Raw genomic sequence first — 20,675 nt, forward strand, 5'->3', positions numbered from 1 at the left:
AGCGCGCTGCTCCCCGCGGGGCTCGTGGCCGCGCTGCCGAGCACGCCCGCGGGCCTGTACGAGGTGCTGTGGCGGGCCGAGGAGGCCGCCGGGCGCCTCGACCTCCTCGTCGCCGACCCCGCACCGGGCGGCGCCCCGGTGGCGGTGGACTGCGGCACCCCGGCCGACTACCTGCGGGCCAACCTCCTCGCCACCGGCGGGTCCAGCGCGGTCGGCGAGGGCGCGCAGGTCCACGGGCGGCTGGAGCGGTGCGTGGTGTGGGACGGCGCGTGGGTGGGGCCGCAGGAACACCTGGTCGAGGTCGTGCGGGCCGGCACCCGCGAGCACCCCGTCACCGTGGCCGCCCCGCTAGGGTCGCCGCCATGACCGCCGCGCCCTCGGGACAGCAGCACGAGATCACCGCCGGGGCCTACCGGGCCGTCGTCACCGAGGTCGGCGCGACGCTGCGCACCCTCACCCACGACGGCCGCGACCTGGTCCGCGCGTTCGACGAGGGCGAGGTCCGCCCCTACTACCGCGGCGCCGTGCTGGCCCCCTGGCCGAACCGGATCGGCGACGGCAGCTACACCTTCGCGGGCGAGGAGCAGCAGCTGCCGCTGACCGAGCCCGACCGCGCCTGCGCCATGCACGGGCTCGCCGCGTGGCTGGCGTGGGAGCTGCTGGAGCGCACGGAGTCGTCGGTGGTCCTCGGCACGCGCCTCTGGGCCCAGACCGGCTACCCCCACCAGCTCGACCTGCGCGCGGAGTGCTCCCTCGCCGACGACGGCCTCACCTGGAGCCTCGAGGCGCTCAACACGGGCCCGACGCCCGCCCCCTACGGCACCGCCGTGCACCCGTACGTCGTCGCCGGGCCGGGGCGGGTGGACGACTGGACCCTCGAGCTCGACGCCGCCCGCGTGCTCGACGTCGACCCCGAGCGGCTGCTGCCGCGCTCGGTCGTGGACGTCGGCGCCCTCGACCTCGACTTCCGCGGCGGCCGGTCGCTGAGCGGGGTCGAGGTCGACCACGCCTTCACCGGCCTGGGTGGGGACGACGGGCCGTGGGGCCGCTCGGCCACCGTGCGGGCGCAGGACGGCGCCGGGGTGCGGGTGCTCTGGGACGCCGACCTGGGCTGGGTGCAGGTGCACACCGCCGACCGCCCCGACCCCGCGGCCGAGCCGGTGGCGCACCGCGCGGGCCTGGCCGTGGAGCCGATGACCTGCCCGCCGGACGCCTTCCGCACGGGCACGGACCTGCTCGTCCTGGCCCCCGGCGAGCGCCACCGCGCGCGCTGGCGCATCGAGGCCGTCGCCCCGTGAGCTCGCCGCGACAGGCCCTGGTGGTGATGGGCGTCTCCGGCAGCGGCAAGACCACCGTGGCGCAGCAGCTCGCGGCCGAGCTCGGCTGGACGTTCGCCGAGGCCGACGAGTTCCACCCCCCGGCCAACGTGGCGAAGATGGCCTCGGGCGTGCCGCTCGACGACGAGGACCGCTGGCCGTGGCTGGCCGACCTGCGGGCCTGGATGGACGCCCGCGCCGCCGTCGGCCAGGACGTCGTGCTGACCTGCTCGGCGCTCAAGCGCGCCTACCGCGACGTCCTGCGGGGCGCGGCGGCGCGGGTGCGCTTCGTGCACCTGACGGCCGACCCCGCGGTGCTCGCCGAGCGGATGAGCCGCCGTTCCGGCCACTACATGCCCGCCAGCCTGCTCACCTCCCAGCTGGCGGCGCTGCAGCCGCTGGAGCCCGACGAGGACGGCGTCGCGGTGGACGTCGACGCCCCGGTCGCCGACGTCGTCCGCTCCGCGGTGGCCGCGCTCGACCTGCGCTGAGGGCACGAGGGGCGGGGCGGGCGCGGTCCTCCTAGGCTCGCCGGGCGGGTCCTGTCCAGGCCGCGCCACCTCGACGCACCCGGAGGGCCCTCGTGGCGTCCACGGCACCGACCGCACCCGAGCCCTCGCGCTCGCCCACCCTCGGCCTGCTGCTCGGCCTGGCCAGCGCCGTGGTCGTCATCGCCGGCCTGCGCTCCTTCTCGAGCACCCTCGGCCCGGCCTTCTTCGCCCTCGTCATCGTCATCACGCTGCACCCGGTGCAGTCCTGGCTGCAGCGGCGACGGGTGCCGAGCTGGCTCAGCGTGGTGGCCCTGGTGGTCGCGATCTACGCCCTGCTGCTCGGCGTCGTCGCCGCGCTGGGCCTGTCGCTGGCGCGCCTGGCCACCCTGCTGCCGACCTACAGCGACCAGCTGAACGACCTGCTGGGCCAGGTGACCGACCTCGGCGAGCGGGTCGGCGTCGGGCAGGACCAGATCCAGGACGCGCTGTCGGGCGTCTCGGTGGGCTCGGCCGTCGGGGTGGCGCAGGGCGTGCTCGGCGGCCTGTCCTCGGCCCTGTCGAGCTTCCTCTTCATCCTCCTGCTGCTGTTCTTCCTGGCCTTCGACGCCGCGGCGTTCCCGGCGCTGATGCGCCGGGCCTCGAGCGCCCGCCCGCACCTCGTGACCGCGCTCGCCGACTTCGCCGCGGGCACCCGGCGCTTCCTCGTGGTCTCCACCGTCTTCGGGCTGGTCGTCGCCGTGCTCGACGTCGGGCTCCTGTACTGGCTGTCCGTCCCGCTGCCGCTGCTGTGGGGGCTGCTGGCGTGGATCACCAACTACATCGCCAACATCGGGTTCGTCCTGGGCGTGATCCCGCCGGCCCTGCTGGCCCTGCTCGACAGCGGCCCGCAGACCGCGATCATCGTCGTGGTCGGGTACGCGGTGCTCAACTTCGTCATCCAGTCCCTGATCCAGCCCAAGTTCGTCGGCGACGCGGTGGGCCTCTCGGTCACCCTGACGTTCCTGTCCCTGGTCTTCTGGGGGTTCGTCCTCGGCGGCCTGGGCGCCCTGTTCGCCGTGCCCCTGAGCCTGCTCACCCGCGCGGTGCTCGTCGACGCCAACCCGAGCGCCCACTGGCTGCTGCCGCTGCTGGCCGGGGCCGCGACCGACCCCCACGACGAGCCGCCGGCACCGGTGCAGGACGGCGGGCCGCGGCCCGTCCCGGAGCTCGACCCGGCGCCCGCCGCGCGCGAGCCGGCGGACGCCCCCGCACCCGCACCCGCACCCGCACCCGGAGCCGCCGGCGCGTCGGCGCACCGGCCCGCGCCGGACGCGGACTAACCCCGGCCCTCGGCGCGTTGCCCCTCTCCGGGGGCCGCAGACCGCCCCCGACGTCGTCCAGGAGGACCCCCGATGCACCGCACCGCCCGCACCACGCTCGCCCTGTCCGCCGCCGTGCTGGCGCTCAGCGCCTGCGGCAGCTCCGACGGCTCCTCCGACACGTCGACCGCGGGCGGCGTCAGCGAGTCGGTGCAGGAGGACGGCGTCCTGCGCGTGGGCACCGAGGGCACCTACTCCCCCTTCTCCTTCCACGACCCGGCCACCAACGAGCTCACCGGCTACGACGTCGACGTCATCACGGCCGTGGCCGACGAGCTGGGCCTCGAGGTCGAGTTCGCCGAGGTGCCGTGGGACGCGATCTTCGCCGGCCTGGAGGCCGGGCGGTACGACGTCGTGGCCAACCAGGTCTCGATCACGCCGGAGCGGCTGGAGACCTACGACTTCTCCACCCCGTACACCGTCTCCACCGGCGCGATCGTCACCCGCGCCGACGACACCTCGGTCACCACCCTCGACGACGTGGCGGGCAAGACCACGGCGCAGTCGGCCACGAGCAACTGGGCCGAGATCGCGACCACCGCCGGAGCGCAGGTCGAGGCCGTGGAGGGCTTCACCCAGGCCATCACGCTGCTCCAGCAGGGCCGCGTCGACCTGACGATCAACGACGACCTCGCGGTGCTGAACTACCTCGAGACCACCGGCGACACGAGCGTGAAGATCGCCGGCGAGACCGACGACCAGACCCAGCAGGCCTTCGCCTTCACGCGCGACTCGGCCCTGGTGGACGACGTCGACCAGGCGCTCGCCGACCTGCGCGCCGACGGCACGCTGGCGGAGATCTCCCAGGAGTGGTTCGGCGCGGACGTCACCCAGTGACCGTCCGGGTCTGAGGGACGGGGCGCGCTGGTGGAGCAGGACGTCGACTGGGGCCTGGTCCAGGACTCCCTCGTGCCGCTGCTGCGGGGCCTGGTCTACGGCACCATCCCGCTGACGGCGGTCACGTTCGTCTTCGGCCTCGCCGTGGCGGTGGTCGTGGCGCTGATGCGCCTGTCGAAGGTGCGGGTGGTCTCCGCGGTGGCGCGGGCCTACGTGTCCGTGGTCCGGGGCACCCCGCTCCTGGTGCAGCTGTTCATCGTCTTCTACGGCCTGCCCTCGTTCGGCATCACGCTCGAGCCCTGGCCCGCCGCCGTCATCGCGTTCACGGTCAACGTCGCCGCGTACGCGTCCGAGGTGGTCCGGGCCGCGATCCTCGCCGTCCCCCGCGGCCAGTGGGAGGCCGCGGCCACGATCGGCATGGGCCGCACCACCGCGCTGCGCCGCGTGGTGCTCCCCCAGGCCGCGCGGGTCGCCGTCCCCCCGCTGTCGAACACCCTGATCTCCCTGGTCAAGGACACCTCGCTGGGCGCCACGGTGCTGTACACCGAGCTGTTCCGCAGGGCCCAGGAGATCGCTGCACCGACGTTCCAGTTCTTCACCATCTACACCGTGGCAGCCATCTACTACTGGGTGGTCTGCCTGCTCCTGTCCGCCGCGCAGACGCGGGCGGAGTCGCGGCTCGGGAGGTACGTGGCGTGATGAGCGAGTCCCCTCTCCTGAGCGTCCGCGGGATGGTCAAGTCCTTCGGCGACCTGCACGTGCTGCGCGGCATCGACCTCGACGTGCCGGCCGGCTCCGTCACGGTGCTGTGCGGCCCGTCGGGCTCGGGCAAGACGACGGCGCTGCGCTGCCTCAACACCCTCGAGGTGCCCGAGGCCGGGACCGTGCGGATCGGCGACGTGGCGGTGGACTTCTCCGGCCGCGTCGACAAGCGCACCGCCACGGCCCTGCGCGCCCAGAGCGGCATGGTCTTCCAGAGCCACAACCTCTTCCCGCACATGACCGTGCTGCAGAACGTCATGGAGGGCCCGGTCACCGTCCAGCGACGACCTCGCGACCAGGTCCGCGGCGAGGCGCTCGAGCTGCTGGACCGGGTGGGTCTGGCCAGCAAGGCCGAGCAGTTCCCCTTCCAGCTCTCCGGCGGGCAGCAGCAGCGGGTCGGGATCGCCCGCGCGCTCGCCATCCGCCCCCGGCTGATGCTCTTCGACGAGCCCACCTCGGCCCTGGACCCCGAGCTGGTCGGGGAGGTGCTGGCCGTGATGAAGGACCTCGCCGGCGAGGGCTGGACGATGGTCGTGGTCACCCACGAGATGCGCTTCGCCCAGCAGGTGGCCGACCAGGTGGTCTTCATGGACGGCGGCCTCGTCGTCGAGCAGGGCGAGCCGGGCGCGGTGCTCGGCGCCCCCCGCGAGGAGCGCACGCAGCGCTTCCTGCGCAGGCTGCTCGACCCGATCTGAGCCGTTCACCCGCTGCGCTCGGGCGGCGACCGTCGGTGGTCGGTGGCACCGTGCCGCCATGGCCGCGCGCTGCTCCATCGTCCCTCCCTACCTGCTCGACCGGATCGCCGCGTCGGGCGAGGCCCCCGAGGGCCTGCTCGCCGAGCCGGCGCGGCGGACGCTGGCCACCGACGCAGCGGTGCGCGCCGAGCGCCCCGCGCGGGCGCGCACGGGGATCGGCCCCGTGGAGGCGGGCCCGCAGCGCACGATCAGCGACGCCCGGGGCACCACCGAGCTGCCGGGCGAGGTGGTGCGCGGGGAGGACGACCCGCCCACCGGAGACCCGGCGGTGGACGAGGCGCACGACGGCCTGGGCGCCACGTGGGCCCTGCTGCTGGAGGCGTTCGCGCGCGACTCCCTCGACGGCGCCGGCCGCCCGCTGCCCGCCACCGTCCACTACGGGCAGGCGTACGACAACGCCTTCTGGGACGGCGAGCGGATGGTCTTCGGCGACGGCGACGGCCGGGTCTTCGGCCGGTTCACCGCCTCCCTCAGCGTCATCGGGCACGAGCTGGGCCACGGCGTCGTCCAGTACACCGCCGACCTGGCCTACCGCGGCCAGACCGGCGCGCTGAACGAGTCCGTCGCCGACGTCCTGGGCGCGCTGGTGGAGCAGCACGCCGCCGGCCAGAGCGCCGACGAGGCCAGCTGGCTGATCGGGCAGGGCCTGTTCCGCCCGGGCGTGCGCGGCGTGGCGCTGCGCTCGATGGCCGCTCCCGGCACCGCCTACGACGACCCGGTGCTGGGGCGCGACCCCCAGCCCGGCCACATGGCCGGCTACGTCGTCACGGACGAGGACGACGGCGGGGTGCACCTGAACTCGGGGATCCCCAACCGCGCCTTCCACCTCGCGGCCACCGCCCTGGGCGGCCGGGCGTGGGAGCGGGCCGGGCGGGTCTGGTACGACGCCCTGCTCGACCCTAGGCTGGCGCCGCCAGCAGGCCCGCCGGGCTTCGCCGCCTTCGCCGCGGTCACGCTGGACGCCGCCGCCCGGCGGTTCGGCCCGGCCTCGGCGGAGGTCGAGGCGGTGGGTGCCGGGTGGGACGGCGTGGGGGTCGTCCCCGCGAGCTGAGGTCGAGGAGGCGCGGTGCGGATCACCGTCAGCCGCAGCGGCGGCTTCGCGGGCCTCGTGCGCCGCGCCGAGCTGGACACCGACGGCCGCGCGGACGCCGACGCCTGGCTGTCGCTCGCCGAGCGGGCCCGGCCCCTGCCGCCCGCACCCGCCCCTCCCGAGCGGGTGCGCGACGCCTTCGTGTGGACGATCGAGGTGGACGACCAGCGGGCCGTCGTGCCCGACGGCTCCCTCACCGGCGCGCTGCGGGACCTCGCCGAGCGGGCGCTCGCCGAGGAGCGGCCTCCGGCGTGACCGCCGCGGCCGGGCCGGCGCCCTGCAGGGCGCGCACCTGCTCGGCCGGCACCGGGCGGGAGAAGAGGTAGCCCTGCCCCAGGTCGCAGCCGAGCCCGCGCAGGGCGGCCAGCTGCTCCGGCGTCTCGATGCCCTCGGCCGTGGTGCTCATGCCCAGCGCGCGGGCCATCTCGATGATCGTGCGGGCCAGGTCGGCCCGCCCCTCGCCGGCGCCCAGCTGCGCCACGAAGGCGCGGTCGACCTTGATCACGTCGATCGGCAGCCGCGAGAGGTAGGCCAGCGCGGAGAACCCGGTGCCGAAGTCGTCGATCGCCAGGCGCACCCCGAGCCGCCTCAGGGCGTGCAGCACCGCGGAGGTGCCGGCGTCGTCGGCCACGAGCACGCTCTCGGTGAGCTCGAGCACGAGCAGGTGCGCGGGCAGGCCGGTCTCGGCCAGGGCGTCGGCCACCACCGCGACGAGGGACGCGTCGAGCTGGCGGGCCGAGACGTTGACCGACACCGACAGCGGCTCGCCCGGTCCGGCGAGCCAGCGGGCGCCCTGGGCGCAGGCCTCGCGCAGCACCCAGGTGCCCAGCGGCACCACCAGGCCGGTCTCCTCGGCCACCGGGATGAACTCCAGCGGCGGGACCAGCTCCCCGGTGGGCAGTTGCCAGCGCACCAGCGCCTCGACCCCGGTCGTCCGCCCCGTCGCCAGGTCGACCGTGGGCTGGTAGTGCACGCGGAGCTCGCCCTCGGCCAGGGCCCGGCGCAGGCCCTCCTCGGTCCGCACGCGGGCGAGGAGCTCGTCGCGCATGCTCGCCTGGTACCGCCGCACCTCGCCGGTGCCGCCGGCCTTGGCCCGGTACATCGCCAGGTCGGCGTCGCGCAGCAGCTCCTCGCCGGTCTCGGTGCCGGTCTCCGTGACGGCCAGGCCCAGCGACGCGCGCAGGGGCACGGTCCGGCCCTGGAGCACCAGCGGTGACCCGAGGCAGCCCAGCAGCCGGGCGGCGACCTCCTCCGCCTCCTCGACGTCGCGCACGCGCTCGAGCAGCACCGCGAACTCGTCGCCGCCCAGGCGCGCCACCGTGTCGCCCGGCCGGACGGCCGAGCCCAGCCGGGCGGCCACCTCGCGCAGCACGGCGTCACCGGCCCCGTGGCCCAGGGCGTCGTTGACGGCCTTGAACCCGTCGAGGTCGAGGTAGAGCACGGCGACGGGCCGGCCGTCGCGCACGCGGGCGGCGAGCGCGTGCTCCAGGCGGTCTCGGTACAGGCTGCGGTTGGCGAGCCCGGTGAGCTCGTCGTGGAAGGCCTGATGGGACAGCTGCTCCTGCAGCCGCGCGCGCTCGGTGACGTCGCGGGTGGTGAGGATGAGGGCACCGACCACGGGGTCGTGCAGGAGGGAGGTGATCCTGGTCTCCAGGTGCAGCGGCGCCCCGTCGGGACCGGGCAGGGTCCAGCTCACCGGGTGCACCGACCCGGGCGCGCCTGCCGCGGCGCGCACGGCCCGAGCCGTCGCCAGGGCGTCGCCGGGGGCCAGCACGTCGGTGAGGTCGCGGCCGCGCAGGTCCCCCGCCCAGCCGCCGGAGCCGGACTGCCAGCTGACCACGCCGTCGGCGTCGGTCGCCGTGACGACGTCGGAGGAGTGGTGCAGCACGGTGCGGAACCACTGCTCCTGGTCGGCCAGCTGGCGGGTGCGCTCGCCGACCCGGTCCTCGAGGTCGCGGGTGAGCGCGGTGTGCTCGAGCACGGTCAGCACCTGGCGGACGATGACGAGCAGCATCACGACCGCGACGATCGCCAGGGTCCCGCCGTCCACCTCGCCGAAGGCCCCGCGCCACAGGACGCTGCCCACGCCGACCAGCACCGCGGCGTAGGGCGCGAGCAGCGCCACGCGCCCGGGCAGGGCCGCCACCGGCTGCTCCGCCCGGCGCGCGGCCACCGCCGCGGCGGCGAGCAGGACGGCGCGCAGCACGTAGCCGAGCTCGACCGGGTGCCCCATCGGGTACCCCGCGGCGACGTCGACGAGGCTGTAGGCGGCGTCACCGGCGCCGGCGGCCAGGGCGGCGCCGGCCAGCAGCGGCAGGGTGCCCCGGCGCCAGGCGCCGCCCGAGCGGGAGAGCCCGGTGCGGGCCAGCACGATGAGCCCGACGGCCATCACGGCGGCGTCGGTGGCCAGGTAGGTCGCGGTGACCCCGGCCGTCGCGATCGTCGCGCCGGTGGACCCGGCCCCGTGGACGAGCGCCTGCCAGGTCGCCGCGAGGACCGACCCGGCCACGACGGCGCCGTCGAGCGCCACCAGCGCCCGCCCGGCGAGGACGGGCTGGCGCAGGGTCAGGACGGCGACCCCCACGAGCAGCAGCGGCGCCGAGAGGAGGAACAGCGGCTCGGAGGGAGAGGGCACGACGATCGTCGCCGAGGTGCGGGCCGTGACGACCCACGCCGACTCGCCGGCCGCCCAGCACGCCGAGGACGCGGCGAGCGCTCCCCACCCCCAGCGCTGGCGCGCGGTGGCGCCGCGGGCGGCGCGCACCGCGGTGAGGGCGGCGGCGAGCAGCATGAGCGCCGTGAGCGCTGCCGTGGTGACGAGCGCTCGCGCGGTGCCCTCGAGGAGGGCTGCGCCGAGCGCCCACGCCAGGACGCCGGTCGCGCCCGCGGCGCCGGCGGCGCGGCGCAGCGCTGCGCCTCGGTCGGTGTCCACGCAGCGGCATCGGTCGGTGGCGCCGGGTCCTGCAGCGGCGCCGCCGCGCCTCCCCCGGTCAGCCGAGCAGGACGCGCCCCAGACCCACCACGGCGCCCCCGGCCACGAGCCAGGCGCTGTTGACCCGCGTGCGCCACAGCACCAGCACCGCGACGAGGGCGAGGGCAGCGGTGAGCGGGTCGACCACCGCCGTGGCGCCCAGCCGCAGGGTCACGGCGGCCATCAGGGCCAGCGCCGTGACGTTCACGCCGTCGAGCAGCGCCGAGGTCCAGGGCGAGGCGCGCAGGCGGTCGGTGATCCGGGTCAGCAGGCCGACGAAGACGAAGGAGGGCAGGAAGATCGCGACCGTGGCCACGAGCGCGCCGGGCACCCCGGCGACGAGGTAGCCGAGGAACGTCGCCGTCGTGAAGACCGGCCCGGGGGTGACCTGGCCGATGGAGACGGCGTCCAGCAGCTGCTGGCCGGTGACCCAGCCCAGCCGGTCGACGAGGTCGCCCTCGAGGAACGCGAGCAGGACGTACCCGCTGCCGTAGAGCACCGAGCCGATCTTGAGCATGGTCCAGAAGAGCGTGGACAGGTCGCGGTCTCCCGGCCCCGCGGTGGCGACCAGGGCGGGGAGGAGGGCGAGCGCCTGCGGGCCGCGCACCTGCTGGGCCGCCCGCACGGCCCCGGCCAGCGCGGCGCCGGCGGCGAGCACGAGCAGCTCCGGCGCCCCGAGCAGCGACGCCGCCAGGGCCGCGACGCCCAGGACGGCGTGCCAGGGGCCCTTGACCGCCGTCCGGGCCAGGCCGAGCAGGGCCCAGACGACGATGCCGAGCACCACCGGGACGACGCCGTGGAGCAGCCCGTCGACCGCCGGGGTGGAGCCGTAGCGCACGTACCCCCAGGCCAGGGCGGTGACGATCCCCGCCGCGGGCAGGATGAAGCAGACGCCCGCCAGCACCAGCCCCCGCCAGCGGGCCCGGTCGTGGCCGAGGTGGATGGCGAGCTCGGTGGAGTTCGGCCCCGGGACGAGGTTGGTGGCGCCGACCAGGTCGAGGAAGCGCTGGTCGTCCACCCACGCGCGCCGGCGCACGAGCTCCTCGCGCATCATCGCCACGTGCGCCACCGGCCCGCCGAAGGCGATGACGCCGAGGCGGAGGAAGACCGCCGCGACCTCGCGGGCCGCACCGGGTGGCGGGCCGGGTGCTGCGCCCGCTACTCCCACTCGATGGTGCCCGGCGGCTTGCTCGTGACGTCGAGCACGACCCGGTTCACCTCGGGCACCTCGTTGGTGATCCGGGTGGAGATCCGCGCGAGCAGGTCGTAGGGCAGGCGCGACCAGTCAGCGGTCATCGCGTCCTCGCTGCTCACCGGGCGCAGGACGACCGGGTGGCCGTAGGTGCGCCCGTCGCCCTGGACGCCGACGGAGCGGACGTCGGCCAGCAGCACCACGGGGCACTGCCAGATCGAGCGGTCCAGGCCTGCCGCGGTGAGCTCCTCGCGGACGATGAGGTCGGCCGCGCGCAGGGTCTCCAGGCGCTCGTGGGTGACCTCGCCGATGATCCGGATGCCCAGGCCGGGCCCGGGGAACGGCTGGCGCCACACCATCGCGTCGGGCAGCCCCAGCTCGGCGCCGACCGCACGGACCTCGTCCTTGAACAGCGTCCGCAGCGGCTCCACGAGGGAGAACTGCAGGTCGTCGGGCAGCCCGCCGACGTTGTGGTGGCTCTTGATCGTCGCCGCGCCCTCGCCGCCGCCGGACTCCACGACGTCCGGGTAGAGCGTGCCCTGGACGAGGAACTCGACGGACGACTCGCTGCCCTCGTCCTCGGCGACCAGGTCGCGCGCGGCGCCCTCGAAGGCGCGGATGAACTCGCGGCCGATCGTCTTGCGCTTGGTCTCGGGGTCGGTCACCCCGGCGAGCGCGGTCATGAACTGCTCGACGGCGTCGACGACGACGAGCCGGACGCCGGTGGCGGCGACGTAGTCCTGCTCGACCTGCTCGGCCTCGCCCGCGCGCAGCAGCCCGTGGTCGACGAACACGCAGGTCAGCTGGTCGCCGACGGCGCGCTGCACGAGCGCCGCGGCCACGGCGGAGTCGACCCCGCCGGAGAGCCCGCAGATCACCCGCTTGTCCCCGACCTGGGCCCGGATGCGCTCGACCTGCTCGGCGATGACGTTGCCGGTGGTCCAGTCCCCCGGGACGCCCGCGCCCCGGCGCAGGAAGTTCTCCAGCACCCGCTGGCCGAACGTGGAGTGCCCGACCTCGGGGTGCCACTGGACGCCGTAGAGCTTGCGCTCGTCGTCCTCGAAGGCCGCCACCCGCGCCCCGGAGCTCGAGGCGACGACGGTGAAGCCCTCGGGCGCGGTCTGGACGGCGTCCCCGTGGCTCATCCACACGTTCTGCTGCTCGGGCTGGCCGTGCAGCAGCGTGCTCTCCGGCGTCGCCACCTCCAGCGGCGTGCCGCCGTACTCGCTGAGGCCGGTGCGGGCGACCTCGCCGCCCAGCGCGGAGGCCATCGCCTGGAACCCGTAGCAGATGCCCAGGACGGGCACGCCGGCCTCGAACAGCGCCGGGTCGACCTGCGGGGCGCCCTCGGCGTACACCGACGACGGCCCGCCGGAGAGGATGATCGCGGCCGGGTCCTTGGCCAGGAGCTGGGCGACCGGCATCGAGCCGGGCACGATCTCGGAGTACGCGTCGGCCTCGCGCACGCGCCGGGCGATCAGCTGGGCGTACTGGGCGCCGTAGTCGACCACGAGCACCGGGCGGTGCTGGGTCTCCGCGACGGCCTCGGCGTCCTGCGGCGGGACGTCGGGCTGGACGTCGTCGTGGGTGCTCATCGGGGGGTCCCCTCTCCGGGCGTGGCCGGCACGTGCGGGCCGTAGCGGCCGGAGCGCACCTCGGCGACCACGCGGCGCTCGGCCCAGAACGACAGCAGCGGGACGACGCCGGAGAGCACGAGGACGACGAACCGGCCGAAGGGCCAGCGCAGCCGCGACCACAGGTCGAAGACCGTCACGAGGTAGACGGCGTAGATCCAGCCGTGGGCGATCGCGATGGCCGAGCCGACCGCTCCCGTGTCGACGCCGGCGAGCTGCAGCAGCACCGAGATGGTCAGCAGCACGAGCATGACGCCGGTGACGATGGCCATCACCCGGTAGCGGGTCAGCGCCGAGCCGGCCTCGCGCCGCCGTCCGGCCGCGCCGGCGGGGCGGGCGGGGCGGCCGTCGACCGCGCTCACGGGCGGGTCTCCTGCGGGATCTGCTCGGCGGTGTCGGAGCTCATGCCCTCATCCTCCCAGGCTTCGTCGGCCTGCTCGTCGCGGTGGCGCTGCCGCACCAGGTGGGCCCACACGAGCACCGCGAAGGCGGCGAAGAGCCACCACTGCAGCGCGTAGGAGACGTTGCGCAGGTTCACCTCGCGCTCCGGCGCCTGCGTCGGCACGACGGACAGCGGCGCCTGCGCCTCCTCGAGCGCGAGGTACCCGGTGTAGAGCGGCAGGTCCCAGGCGTTGACGAGGTCGGCGGAGCTCAGCGCCCGCAGGTCCTGCCCCGGCGCGTAGCCGCGGGGCGGCTCGCCGGGGTGGAGGCGGCCGGTCAGCTGCACGGGCTCGGACGCCGGGGGCGGGGGCTCGGCGCCCTCGGGCAGCCAGCCGCGCAGCACCGGCAGCAGGGCGGTGCCGCCGCCACCGGCCTCCACCGCGAGCGCCGTGACCAGCCACGAGCCGGGCCGGCCGTCGAGCGGCCGGTCGACGACGAGCACCTGGTCCTCCGGGCGGAAGACGCCGCTCACCGTGACGCGCTGGCCGTTCGCCGCGCCGGTGAAGGTCGAGGAGGGGGCCAGCACCTCGGCCAGGGGCACCACCTGCTCGGTCGGCGCCGGGCCGGCCTGGCTGCGGGAGCGCCCCAGCTGCCAGTCGCCGAGGGCCGCGAAGGCGGTCGCGAACGCGAGGGCCAGCACGAGCAGGCCCAGCGACCAGGGGCGCAGCGCGGTCCGCAGCACGCCCCCACCGTACGCCGGGCGGAGGCGCCCGCGGACGCGCTGGCCGGCCCGCTCGCTGCTTCGTCTGTTTGCCGGTGATGAACGACATGGGCCGACCTCGCAGCTTCGACCAGCACGCCGTCATCGCCGCGGCCAGCGCCGCCTTCACCGATCTCGGCTACGAGGCGACCTCCGTCGACGACTTGCCCCACGCCACCGGTCTTCACCGCGGCAGCCTCTACCAGGCCTTCGGCAGCAAGCGCGGCCCCTCCTCACCGCCCTGCGCGCCCACCTCCTGCCAGCGGCAGACCCGACTGCAGCAGCGCACAGACCGAGCAGCGAGAAGACCGGAGCCGATGGCGCCCCGACCACCGGGCCGACCACCTGGAGCACCGGCACGGACGACGAGACGCTCCTCGACCTGCTCCTGGTCGCCACCCTCGAACTCGCGCCGCGCGACGAGGAGGTCCGGGCCCTGGTCGAGCGAGCTCTCGCCGAGCGGGCCGGCCCCGAGCACGCCGCGTCACTCCTGGGGCGCCGGCTCCTCGCACGCGCCCGCATCAGCCTCAGCCAGCCCACCTGAAGGGACCCAGCGCCATGAACAACACCGTCACCCTCACCCCGGACGCGCTCATCATCGAGCCCACCGGGTCGGATCGGATGTGGTCTCTCACCCGCCAGCTCACCATCCCGCTGGCGCACGTGCGCGGGGCCACCGCCGACCCCGACGCCGCCACCGAACCCAAGGGCCTGCGCCACCCCGGCCTGGCCGTTCCGGGCAAGTGGGCCGGCACCTCCACCAAGGACGGCGACACCAGCTTCTGGAACGTCTCCGCTCGCCGCTCAGGACACCGCCGCACGATCGTGGTCCAGCTCGACCGCGAGAAGTACCAGCGCCTGTACCTGACGGTGGCCGACCCCCGCGGCACGGTCGACGCCATCAACGCCGCGCTCAGCAACCGCTCCTGATGGCCTCGGGGTCCCACGAAGCGACCATCGCGATCGGCACCGGGAGGATGGTGCGCAGGCCGTGGATGACGTCGAAGCCGAACAGCGCCTGTGGCACCTGATAACCTAGTGGGCGCTAGGTTCGGACGGTAGACCCAGTGGAGCAGAGCGCGCATGAGTCGGATGCTCCGCGCGGTGACGAACTGGCATCCCTTCCGCACGCGATGAGGCAGACATGACGGTCAAGGACCCATCGGCACGGGCCACACGTCCGCGCGGCGAAGCCCGGAAGCAGGAGATCGTCAACGTCGCTCTCGAACTCTTCTCTGCGGGAGGGTTCCACACGGTGAGCATCGCGGACCTCGCGAGCCAGGTCGGCATCACCCAGGCTGGTTTGCTCCACCACTTCCCCTCCAAAGCGGCGCTTCTCCTCGCCGCGCTCCAGGAGCGGGAGCGCCGCACCAGCGCGGACCAGGGGGCGGACACGGCCGCGGGATACGACGGCATCCACGCGTTCATCCGCACGCTCGAGCGCAACGAGCAGAATCCCATGCTCGTCCAGCTCATGACGATCTTGTCAGCCGAGAGCCTCGCCGACGGTCACCCCGGCCATGAATGGTTCAGAGCGCGCTACGCCGAGATCATCACCTCCACCGAAGCATCCATCAGGCCTCTCATCGATGAAGAGCGCCTGCCGGCAGGCGTGACCACGGAGACCGTCGCTCGATGGATGGTGGGTCTGGCAGACGGCCTCCGCGTCCAGTGGCTGTTCGCGCCCGATGCGATGAGCAGGGTCGAGGTGTTCCGCCAGTTCATGGGGCTGCTGGCCCCCTACCTAACGCAGATGCCGAAGCCCGAGGTCTGACCTGACACGAGCAGCGGGACGCACGGACGTGGACGGTCTGGGACCCAGCTCATCCGCCAAGCCGCCAGAGGGCCCCGCAGGCGCACTCGACGCATCCTCGGGGCCCGTCGACCGGCCGACGACGCCCGTCATGCCGCGCCGTTGGCCGGTCGACCTGCACCGGCGTCGTCGATGCCCTGCTGCGCAGCCGCACAGCGGCAGCGCGCCGACGACGGGCTCTACGACGCGAGCAGCAGCGTCGAGGCCAGCAGTTGCTGGGTGTAGGCGTGCTGGGCTCGGCTGAAGATGTCGTCCGTCGTCCCAGCCTCCACGATCTGCCCCTTGTACATCACCGCCACGCGATGGCTGATGCCTCGCACCACCGACAGGTCGTGCGAGATGAACAGGTACCCGAGGCCGAGCTCCTCCTGGAGACCGGTCAGCAGATCGAGGATCTGCGCCTGGATCGACACGTCGAGCGCCGAGACGGGCTCGTCGAGGATGAGCACCGCTGGCTCAGCGGCCAGGGCCCGGGCGATCCCGATCCTCTGCCGCTGTCCCCCGGAGAACGCGTGCGGATAGCGATCGAGGTACTGCTCGTCCAGCCCGACGCGGCGCAGAAGATCGACGCTGCGCTCCCGCACCTTGCGGGGCGCCACACCCGCGACCCGCAGAGCCTCCTCCAACGACTCGCCGGCCGTGCGGCGCGGGTTGAGCGAGGAGAACGGGTCCTGGAACACGTACTGCACCGACTCCACGACCTTCCGGCGATCCTCCGCGGACATCGCGGTCACGTCGGCGCCGTCCACCTCGATGCGCCCGCTCGTGACCGGGTTGATCCCGACGATGGTCCGGGACAGCGTGGACTTGCCGCACCCGGACTCACCGACGAGCCCGAGCGTCTCACCGGCGTGCACCTCGAGCGACACCCCGTTGACGGCGAAGAAGGGGCTGGCCGGCCGGAACAGCGTCTTGCGCTTCCCGAGGTCCACCCGCAGGTCGGTGACGGCGAGGGCAGGCCTCGACGCCGCGGGCACGGGAGCCCTCAGCGGCGTGCTCATGCTTGGCACGGCCTTCATCAGCGCCACCGTGTACGGGTGCTGCGGGTTGTGGAGCACCTCCTGGACGGGTCCGCGCTCCACCACCTTCCCGTGGCGCATGACCAGCACGTCGTCGCACAGCTCCGCGACCACGCCCATGTCGTGGGTGATGAAGATGATGGCGATGTCGAGCTCGTCCCGCAGGCGCCGGATCAGGTCGAGGATCTGCGCCTGGATGGTGACGTCGAGGGCGGTCGTCGGCTCATCGGCGATCAGCAGCGAGGGCTTGTTCGCCAAGGCGATCGCGATGACGACTCGCTGCCGCATGCCCCCGGAGAACTCGTGCGGATACTTCCTCGCCGCCGACGCGGGGTCGGGGATGCCGACCTGCGCGAGCAGCTCCCGAGTTCGAGCATCTGCGTCCTGGCGGCTCACCCCGTGGATGAGCAGAGCCTCTTCGATCTGAGCCCCGATCCGCATGACCGGGTTGAGCGCCGCCTGGGGGTCCTGGAAGATCATCGCGATGTCGCTGCCCCGGACCTGCCGCATCTCCTGCTCGGGCAGCGCAAGGAGGTCCTTCTCGCGGTACTGGATCCGGCCGTCCGTCACCCTTCCCGGATGGCGGAGCATGCGAAGGATCGCGCGCGAGGTCACCGACTTGCCCGACCCTGACTCCCCCACGATGCCCAGGATCTGCCCACGGCGAACCTCGAAGGAGACGCCGTCGACGGCGCGCACGTCGCCCTGAGGCGTGGAGAAGGTCACAGCCAGGTCGCTCACGACGACGAGCGGGGACCGATCGGTGGAGGATGCGGCGGTCGTCACTTTCGGTTCACCGTCTCGTTGAGGGCGTCGGCCAGGAGGCTAAACGCGAGTGCCAGCAGGAGCAGCACGGCGGTGGGGCCCAGGATGTACGTGGGCGCCTGGTTGATGTACCGCATGCCGACGTTGAGCAGCGTGCCCAGGGACGGCCTCGGCGGTTGGATCCCCAGGCCGACGATGCTGAGCGCCGCCTCGATGAAGATCGCGCCGACCACGAACACCGCCCCCTGCACGAGGATCGGGTCGAGGGCGTTGGGCAGGATGTGGCGGACGAGGATCTTCCCCCGGCTCACCCCGAGGGTGCTCGCCGCCGTCACGTACTCGCGGCTCATCTGGCTGAGGAGAGCAGCCCGGGCCATCCGCCCGAACGCCGGCAACCCCATGATCGTGATGGCGACCACGAGCGCGGTCCAGCCTGCGCCGAGGACGAGCACGATGCAGATGCCGAGCACGAGACCGGGGAACCCGAGGATGATGTCGAGCACGCGCTGGACGACGGATCCGGCGACGCGCGAGACAGCACCGACCAGGCCGAGCGCGGTCCCGATCACCAGGCTGAGCGGCACCGCGACGACGATGATGCTGAGGTCCGACCGGAGCCCGTAGAGGGCGCGGACGAAGATGTCCCGCCCGAGCTCGTCGGTGCCGAACGGATGGGCGACCGACGGGCCGAGCAGCGACTCGCGGGTCTGCGCGTCGTAGCCCCCGGGGAACAGCAGAGGGGCGAGCACCGCCGCGGCCACCATCACGCTGAGGATGACCACCGCGATGCGGCCCTTCGCCGACCGGAAGGCCGCGAAGTACCGGCGCACACTCGGGCTCAGACGTCCGCGCTTCTTCGTGGAGTCGATCTCCGGCGGCGGAGCCTCCGGCGACACGGTCGAGTCGACAGTCACGATGTTGCCTCCAGTCGGATGCGCGGGTCGAGCGAAGCCAGGACGATCTCGGTGATGATCTGGATGAGCACGGCGATCACGACGGCGCCGAGGATCAAGGCCTGCAGCACGAAGTAGTCGCGGTCCTGGACGCTCTGCACGGCGAGCTGACCCAGTCCGTTGCGGGCAAAGATCGCCTCGATCACGATGGCGCCGCCCAGCAGCTCCCCGATGCGCAGGCCGATGGCGACGATCCCCGCACCGAGGCTGTTGCGCAGGACGTGCCGGTAGGTGATCCGACGCGGGGTGGCCCCCTTCGCCATGGCCAGGTCGACGAAGTCCTCGCCCCGGGTGCTCTGCATCGACGTCTGCAGTAGGCGCGCGACGATGGCGGCCTGCGGCAGCGCGAGCGCGATGGCCGGGAGGATCAGGTACTGGATGCCGATCCCCGGGTCCTCGAACACGGAGATCTCGCCGCTCACGGGAAGCACCCGCCACGCGATGCCCAGTCCCAGGATCAGCAGGAGGCCGGTCAGGAAGGGCGGCGTGCCGAGCAGCACCGTGGTGACCACGTCGAGCAGCCCGCGCGAGACCCGCCCCCGAGGCGAACCGGCCAGCACCCCGAGCGTGAGCCCGACGATGATCATGATGATCGTCGCCAGACCGGCCAGTTCCAGCGTGCTCGAGAGCCTGCTCAGGATCAGTTCGGACACCGGGCGGCTGAGCAGGTACGAGTCGCCGAAGTCGCCTCGGAACATCCCGGACACCCAGTCGAAGTACTGCTGGACGAGCGGACGGTCCAGACCCGCCTCGGCCCGGATGGCCGCCACCTGATCAGGCGTCGCATCAGCTCCGGCGAGCGCCGCGGCGGGATCGCCGGGCGCGAGGCGAGGCAGGATGAAGGCGATGATCGAGCTGGCGACGACGACCAGCAGCAGTGACGGCAGCCGGCGCAGGAGGAAGCGGGCCACCGCTCAGTCCTGGAGGAAGGCGTCGCCGAGCAGCATGTAGCCCCGGGCCGTCGTGCTCATGCCCTGCAGCTCATTGGACACCACGATCTCGCCCGGAGCCTGCAGCAGAGGCACGTTCCAGGCCTGCTCGAGGATGTAGTCCGTGAGCTCGGCGAGCGCCGCTTCCGCCTCGCCCTCGGGCGCTGAGAGGTACGCCTCCCGAAGAGCCTGGTACTCGGGCGAGTCGAAGTGGGAGGGGTTGTTCGCGCGGAGCGACGGCAGCGAGTTCAGCATGGTGCTCGGGCTGAAACCGACCTGGCCATGCAGGAGCAGGAACGCCTGCCCCAGGGCCGACTGGTTCTGCAGGGAGTTGAACGTCGCCTCGTCCACGACGTTCGCGCGTGGCGAGAACCCCGCCTCGGTGAGGTTGTTCGCGATGATCTCGTACTCGCTCTGGATCGCCGGGAGGGCGACCACCGTGATCACGACCTCAGCACCCTCCGCGCCCGCTTCAGCGAGGAGCTCCTTCGCCCGCTCGGGGTCGTAGTCGTACCCGTTGACCTGCTCCTGCTCGACGCCGGGCGCATCCGTCGCCCAGAAGAGGTCCGTCACTTCGCCGAGGCCGGCGTACACCTGCTCGTTGATCCGCTCGTCATCGATCGCGTACGCGAGGGCCTGGCGCACCTTGACATCGTCGAAGGGCTCCTGCGTGACGTCGACACCGAGCGTGTAGATCGTCCCCGCGGCGTCGACGAGCCTGTACCCCGGGTCCGACTCGAAGCCGACGGCGTCCGTGAGGCCCAGCCCTGCGGCGATCTGCGCCCGGCCGCTGCGCAGCGCGGACAGCTGCGCCGTGCTGTCACCGACCAGCTGGACCTCGATCGCGTCGAGGTGCGCGGCGTCGGCGTCCCGGTAGTCCTCGTAGGGGGTCAGCGTCAGGGAGACACCCGGCTCGTACTCGGACCACTGGTAGGGGCCGGTGCCGACCACCTGGGATCCGTCCGCGAGCCCGTCGTAGGTCTCGGGATCGACGATGTAGGTCATCTCGAAGTAGTCGAAGAGCGTCGCCTGGTTCGCAGGAGTGGCGAAGGTGATCCGGAGGCTGTGCGGGTCGAGGACGTCGACCGAAGCGAAGTTCGCCGCGATGTTGGCGACCTGCGACCCAGCAGCCGGGTCCTTCGTCTTCTCGAACGTCCACTTCACGTCCTCGGCGGTCATCGGCCGGCCACTGTGGAACGTCACGTCGTCACGGAGCGTGATGTCGAGAGTGGAGTTGTCAGCAGAGAACTCCCAGTCGCTCGCCAGGACGCCCGTGGGCTCGCCGTCCACGATCCGGGTCAGCGGCTCGAAGACGTTGGGCAGCCACGCGGCGTTCCCAGCGCGCAGACCGAGGACGACGCCCGGCTGGAGCTCTCCGGCCTGTGCCACCACCAGGGTGCCGCCGTCGACCGGTTCAGCCGAAGCCGAACCCTGCGAGCCCTCAGAGCCCTGCGAGACAGCGGAACTGCACGCGCTGACCAGCATGACGCCAGCGAGGGTCACAGCCGCAGCGATGTTGCGGCGCGCACGCGTCCTGTGGGTCGACATCATCGGTGATTTCTCCTCAACGTTGAGAAAGCGGCCACGACCGAGGCCCGCCGCGGACACTACAGAACTAACCGTGTGCTCGCTAGGTTTGCTAGGTCACG

At 73.5% G+C, this 20,675-nt stretch carries 19 protein-coding genes and 2 pseudogenes; 12 read left to right on the forward strand and 9 right to left on the reverse strand.

The features are described 5' to 3' along the window. From AC5FZL_RS01895 to AC5FZL_RS01935, 9 genes and pseudogenes are all read left to right on the forward strand, one after another. Nucleotides 1–366, forward strand: a pseudogene (locus tag AC5FZL_RS01895) (nucleotidyl transferase); the annotation flags it as partial. Continuing rightward, entirely contained in the window at nt 363–1,298 is a 936-nt protein-coding gene (locus tag AC5FZL_RS01900; protein WP_493616875.1) for an aldose 1-epimerase family protein, read from the forward strand. The pseudogene AC5FZL_RS01895 and the gene AC5FZL_RS01900, both read left to right, overlap by 4 nt. Before the next feature lie 26 nt (nt 1,299–1,324). Further along, nucleotides 1,325–1,807 (forward strand): gluconokinase, encoded by a 483-nt coding sequence (locus AC5FZL_RS01905; protein ID WP_493616907.1) that lies wholly within the window; start codon nt 1,325–1,327, stop codon nt 1,805–1,807. Nucleotides 1,808–1,899: 92 nt separating this feature from the next. Further along, nucleotides 1,900–3,126, forward strand: a complete 1,227-nt coding sequence (locus AC5FZL_RS01910; RefSeq protein ID WP_493616876.1) for an AI-2E family transporter — start codon at nt 1,900–1,902, stop codon at nt 3,124–3,126. A 72-nt stretch (nt 3,127–3,198) separates the two neighbouring features. Beyond that, nucleotides 3,199–4,002 carry an amino acid ABC transporter substrate-binding protein gene (locus AC5FZL_RS01915; protein ID WP_493616877.1) on the forward strand — a complete coding sequence of 268 codons (804 nt, stop codon included), beginning with the start codon at nt 3,199–3,201 and terminating at the stop codon, nt 4,000–4,002. A 30-nt stretch (nt 4,003–4,032) separates the two neighbouring features. Next, the gene (locus AC5FZL_RS01920) at nt 4,033–4,701 is read left to right on the forward strand and encodes an amino acid ABC transporter permease (RefSeq protein ID WP_493616878.1); all 669 of its coding nucleotides are present in this window, start codon (nt 4,033–4,035) and stop codon (nt 4,699–4,701) included. Further along, a complete protein-coding gene (locus AC5FZL_RS01925; protein ID WP_493616879.1) occupies nt 4,701–5,459 on the forward strand; it encodes an amino acid ABC transporter ATP-binding protein in 759 nt (252 codons plus the stop codon). Before AC5FZL_RS01920 ends, AC5FZL_RS01925 begins: the two co-directional genes overlap by 1 nt. A 58-nt stretch (nt 5,460–5,517) precedes the next feature. Next, nucleotides 5,518–6,570: a M4 family metallopeptidase gene (locus AC5FZL_RS01930; protein WP_493616880.1), complete on the forward strand. Its 1,053-nt coding sequence runs from the start codon at nt 5,518–5,520 to the stop codon at nt 6,568–6,570. A 15-nt stretch (nt 6,571–6,585) separates the two neighbouring features. Further along, the gene (locus AC5FZL_RS01935; protein ID WP_493616881.1) at nt 6,586–6,864 is read left to right on the forward strand and encodes a protealysin inhibitor emfourin; all 279 of its coding nucleotides are present in this window, start codon (nt 6,586–6,588) and stop codon (nt 6,862–6,864) included. Here the strand turns inward: AC5FZL_RS01935 and AC5FZL_RS01940 are convergent. From AC5FZL_RS01940 to AC5FZL_RS01960, 5 genes are read right to left on the reverse strand one after another with little or no spacing between them, the layout of a single operon-like run. After that, nucleotides 6,803–9,541: a putative bifunctional diguanylate cyclase/phosphodiesterase gene (locus tag AC5FZL_RS01940; protein ID WP_493616882.1), complete on the reverse strand. Its 2,739-nt coding sequence runs from the start codon at nt 9,539–9,541 to the stop codon at nt 6,803–6,805. The two genes, AC5FZL_RS01935 and AC5FZL_RS01940, sit on opposite strands and share 62 nt — an antisense overlap. Before the next feature lie 58 nt (nt 9,542–9,599). Then, nucleotides 9,600–10,748: a chromate efflux transporter gene (chrA, locus tag AC5FZL_RS01945; RefSeq protein ID WP_493616883.1), complete on the reverse strand. Its 1,149-nt coding sequence runs from the start codon at nt 10,746–10,748 to the stop codon at nt 9,600–9,602. Continuing rightward, a complete protein-coding gene (gene guaA / locus AC5FZL_RS01950) occupies nt 10,739–12,367 on the reverse strand; it encodes a glutamine-hydrolyzing GMP synthase (protein WP_493616884.1) in 1,629 nt (542 codons plus the stop codon). Before guaA ends, chrA begins: the two co-directional genes overlap by 10 nt. Continuing rightward, the gene (locus AC5FZL_RS01955; protein ID WP_493616885.1) at nt 12,364–12,768 is read right to left on the reverse strand and encodes a DUF3817 domain-containing protein; all 405 of its coding nucleotides are present in this window, start codon (nt 12,766–12,768) and stop codon (nt 12,364–12,366) included. Before AC5FZL_RS01955 ends, guaA begins: the two co-directional genes overlap by 4 nt. Beyond that, nucleotides 12,765–13,529, reverse strand: a complete 765-nt coding sequence (locus tag AC5FZL_RS01960) for an SURF1 family protein (RefSeq protein ID WP_493616886.1) — start codon at nt 13,527–13,529, stop codon at nt 12,765–12,767. Before AC5FZL_RS01960 ends, AC5FZL_RS01955 begins: the two co-directional genes overlap by 4 nt. An 86-nt stretch (nt 13,530–13,615) precedes the next feature. On the opposite strand from AC5FZL_RS01960, the pseudogene AC5FZL_RS01965 reads away from it, so the two are divergent. The 3 genes and pseudogenes from AC5FZL_RS01965 to AC5FZL_RS01975 all read left to right on the forward strand — a co-directional run. Further along, a pseudogene (locus AC5FZL_RS01965) lies at nt 13,616–13,714 on the forward strand (TetR/AcrR family transcriptional regulator); the annotation flags it as partial. 391 nt (nt 13,715–14,105) lie between these two features. After that, nucleotides 14,106–14,477: a hypothetical protein gene (locus tag AC5FZL_RS01970; protein ID WP_493616887.1), complete on the forward strand. Its 372-nt coding sequence runs from the start codon at nt 14,106–14,108 to the stop codon at nt 14,475–14,477. Nucleotides 14,478–14,691: 214 nt separating this feature from the next. Then, entirely contained in the window at nt 14,692–15,321 is a 630-nt protein-coding gene (locus AC5FZL_RS01975; RefSeq protein ID WP_493616888.1) for a TetR/AcrR family transcriptional regulator, read from the forward strand. 218 nt (nt 15,322–15,539) lie between these two features. Here AC5FZL_RS01975 and AC5FZL_RS01980 read toward each other — a convergent pair whose 3' ends face one another. The 4 genes from AC5FZL_RS01980 to AC5FZL_RS01995 are packed head-to-tail and all read right to left on the reverse strand — an operon-like array spanning nt 15,540 to nt 20,577. Further along, a complete protein-coding gene (locus AC5FZL_RS01980) occupies nt 15,540–17,120 on the reverse strand; it encodes an ABC transporter ATP-binding protein (protein ID WP_493616889.1) in 1,581 nt (526 codons plus the stop codon). Nucleotides 17,121–17,161: 41 nt separating this feature from the next. Further along, nucleotides 17,162–18,058: an ABC transporter permease gene (locus tag AC5FZL_RS01985; protein ID WP_493616890.1), complete on the reverse strand. Its 897-nt coding sequence runs from the start codon at nt 18,056–18,058 to the stop codon at nt 17,162–17,164. Continuing rightward, on the reverse strand, nt 18,055–19,008 hold the full coding sequence (locus tag AC5FZL_RS01990; protein WP_493616891.1) for an ABC transporter permease: 954 nt from the start codon (nt 19,006–19,008) through the stop codon (nt 18,055–18,057). Before AC5FZL_RS01990 ends, AC5FZL_RS01985 begins: the two co-directional genes overlap by 4 nt. Nucleotides 19,009–19,011: 3 nt before the next feature. Then, on the reverse strand, nt 19,012–20,577 hold the full coding sequence (locus AC5FZL_RS01995) for an ABC transporter substrate-binding protein (RefSeq protein WP_493616892.1): 1,566 nt from the start codon (nt 20,575–20,577) through the stop codon (nt 19,012–19,014). Between the last annotated feature and the right edge of the window lie 98 nt (nt 20,578–20,675).

The sequence above is a fragment of the Quadrisphaera sp. DVD1 genome (genome assembly GCF_058932755.1).

What these genes read in the sequence shown, in the direction of transcription:
- AC5FZL_RS01930 (WP_493616880.1), top strand. Translation starts at nt 5,518, where the DNA reads ATGGCCGCGCGCTGCTCCATCGTCCCTCCCTACCTGCTCGACCGGATC.
- AC5FZL_RS01915 (WP_493616877.1), top strand. Translation starts at nt 3,199, where the DNA reads ATGCACCGCACCGCCCGCACCACGCTCGCCCTGTCCGCCGCCGTGCTG.
- AC5FZL_RS01905 (WP_493616907.1), top strand. Translation starts at nt 1,325, where the DNA reads ATGGGCGTCTCCGGCAGCGGCAAGACCACCGTGGCGCAGCAGCTCGCG.
- AC5FZL_RS01970 (WP_493616887.1), top strand. Translation starts at nt 14,106, where the DNA reads ATGAACAACACCGTCACCCTCACCCCGGACGCGCTCATCATCGAGCCC.
- AC5FZL_RS01900 (WP_493616875.1), top strand. Translation starts at nt 363, where the DNA reads ATGACCGCCGCGCCCTCGGGACAGCAGCACGAGATCACCGCCGGGGCC.
- AC5FZL_RS01995 (WP_493616892.1), bottom strand. Translation starts at nt 20,577, where the DNA reads ATGATGTCGACCCACAGGACGCGTGCGCGCCGCAACATCGCTGCGGCT.
- AC5FZL_RS01925 (WP_493616879.1), top strand. Translation starts at nt 4,701, where the DNA reads ATGAGCGAGTCCCCTCTCCTGAGCGTCCGCGGGATGGTCAAGTCCTTC.
- guaA (WP_493616884.1), bottom strand. Translation starts at nt 12,367, where the DNA reads ATGAGCACCCACGACGACGTCCAGCCCGACGTCCCGCCGCAGGACGCC.
- AC5FZL_RS01975 (WP_493616888.1), top strand. Translation starts at nt 14,692, where the DNA reads ATGACGGTCAAGGACCCATCGGCACGGGCCACACGTCCGCGCGGCGAA.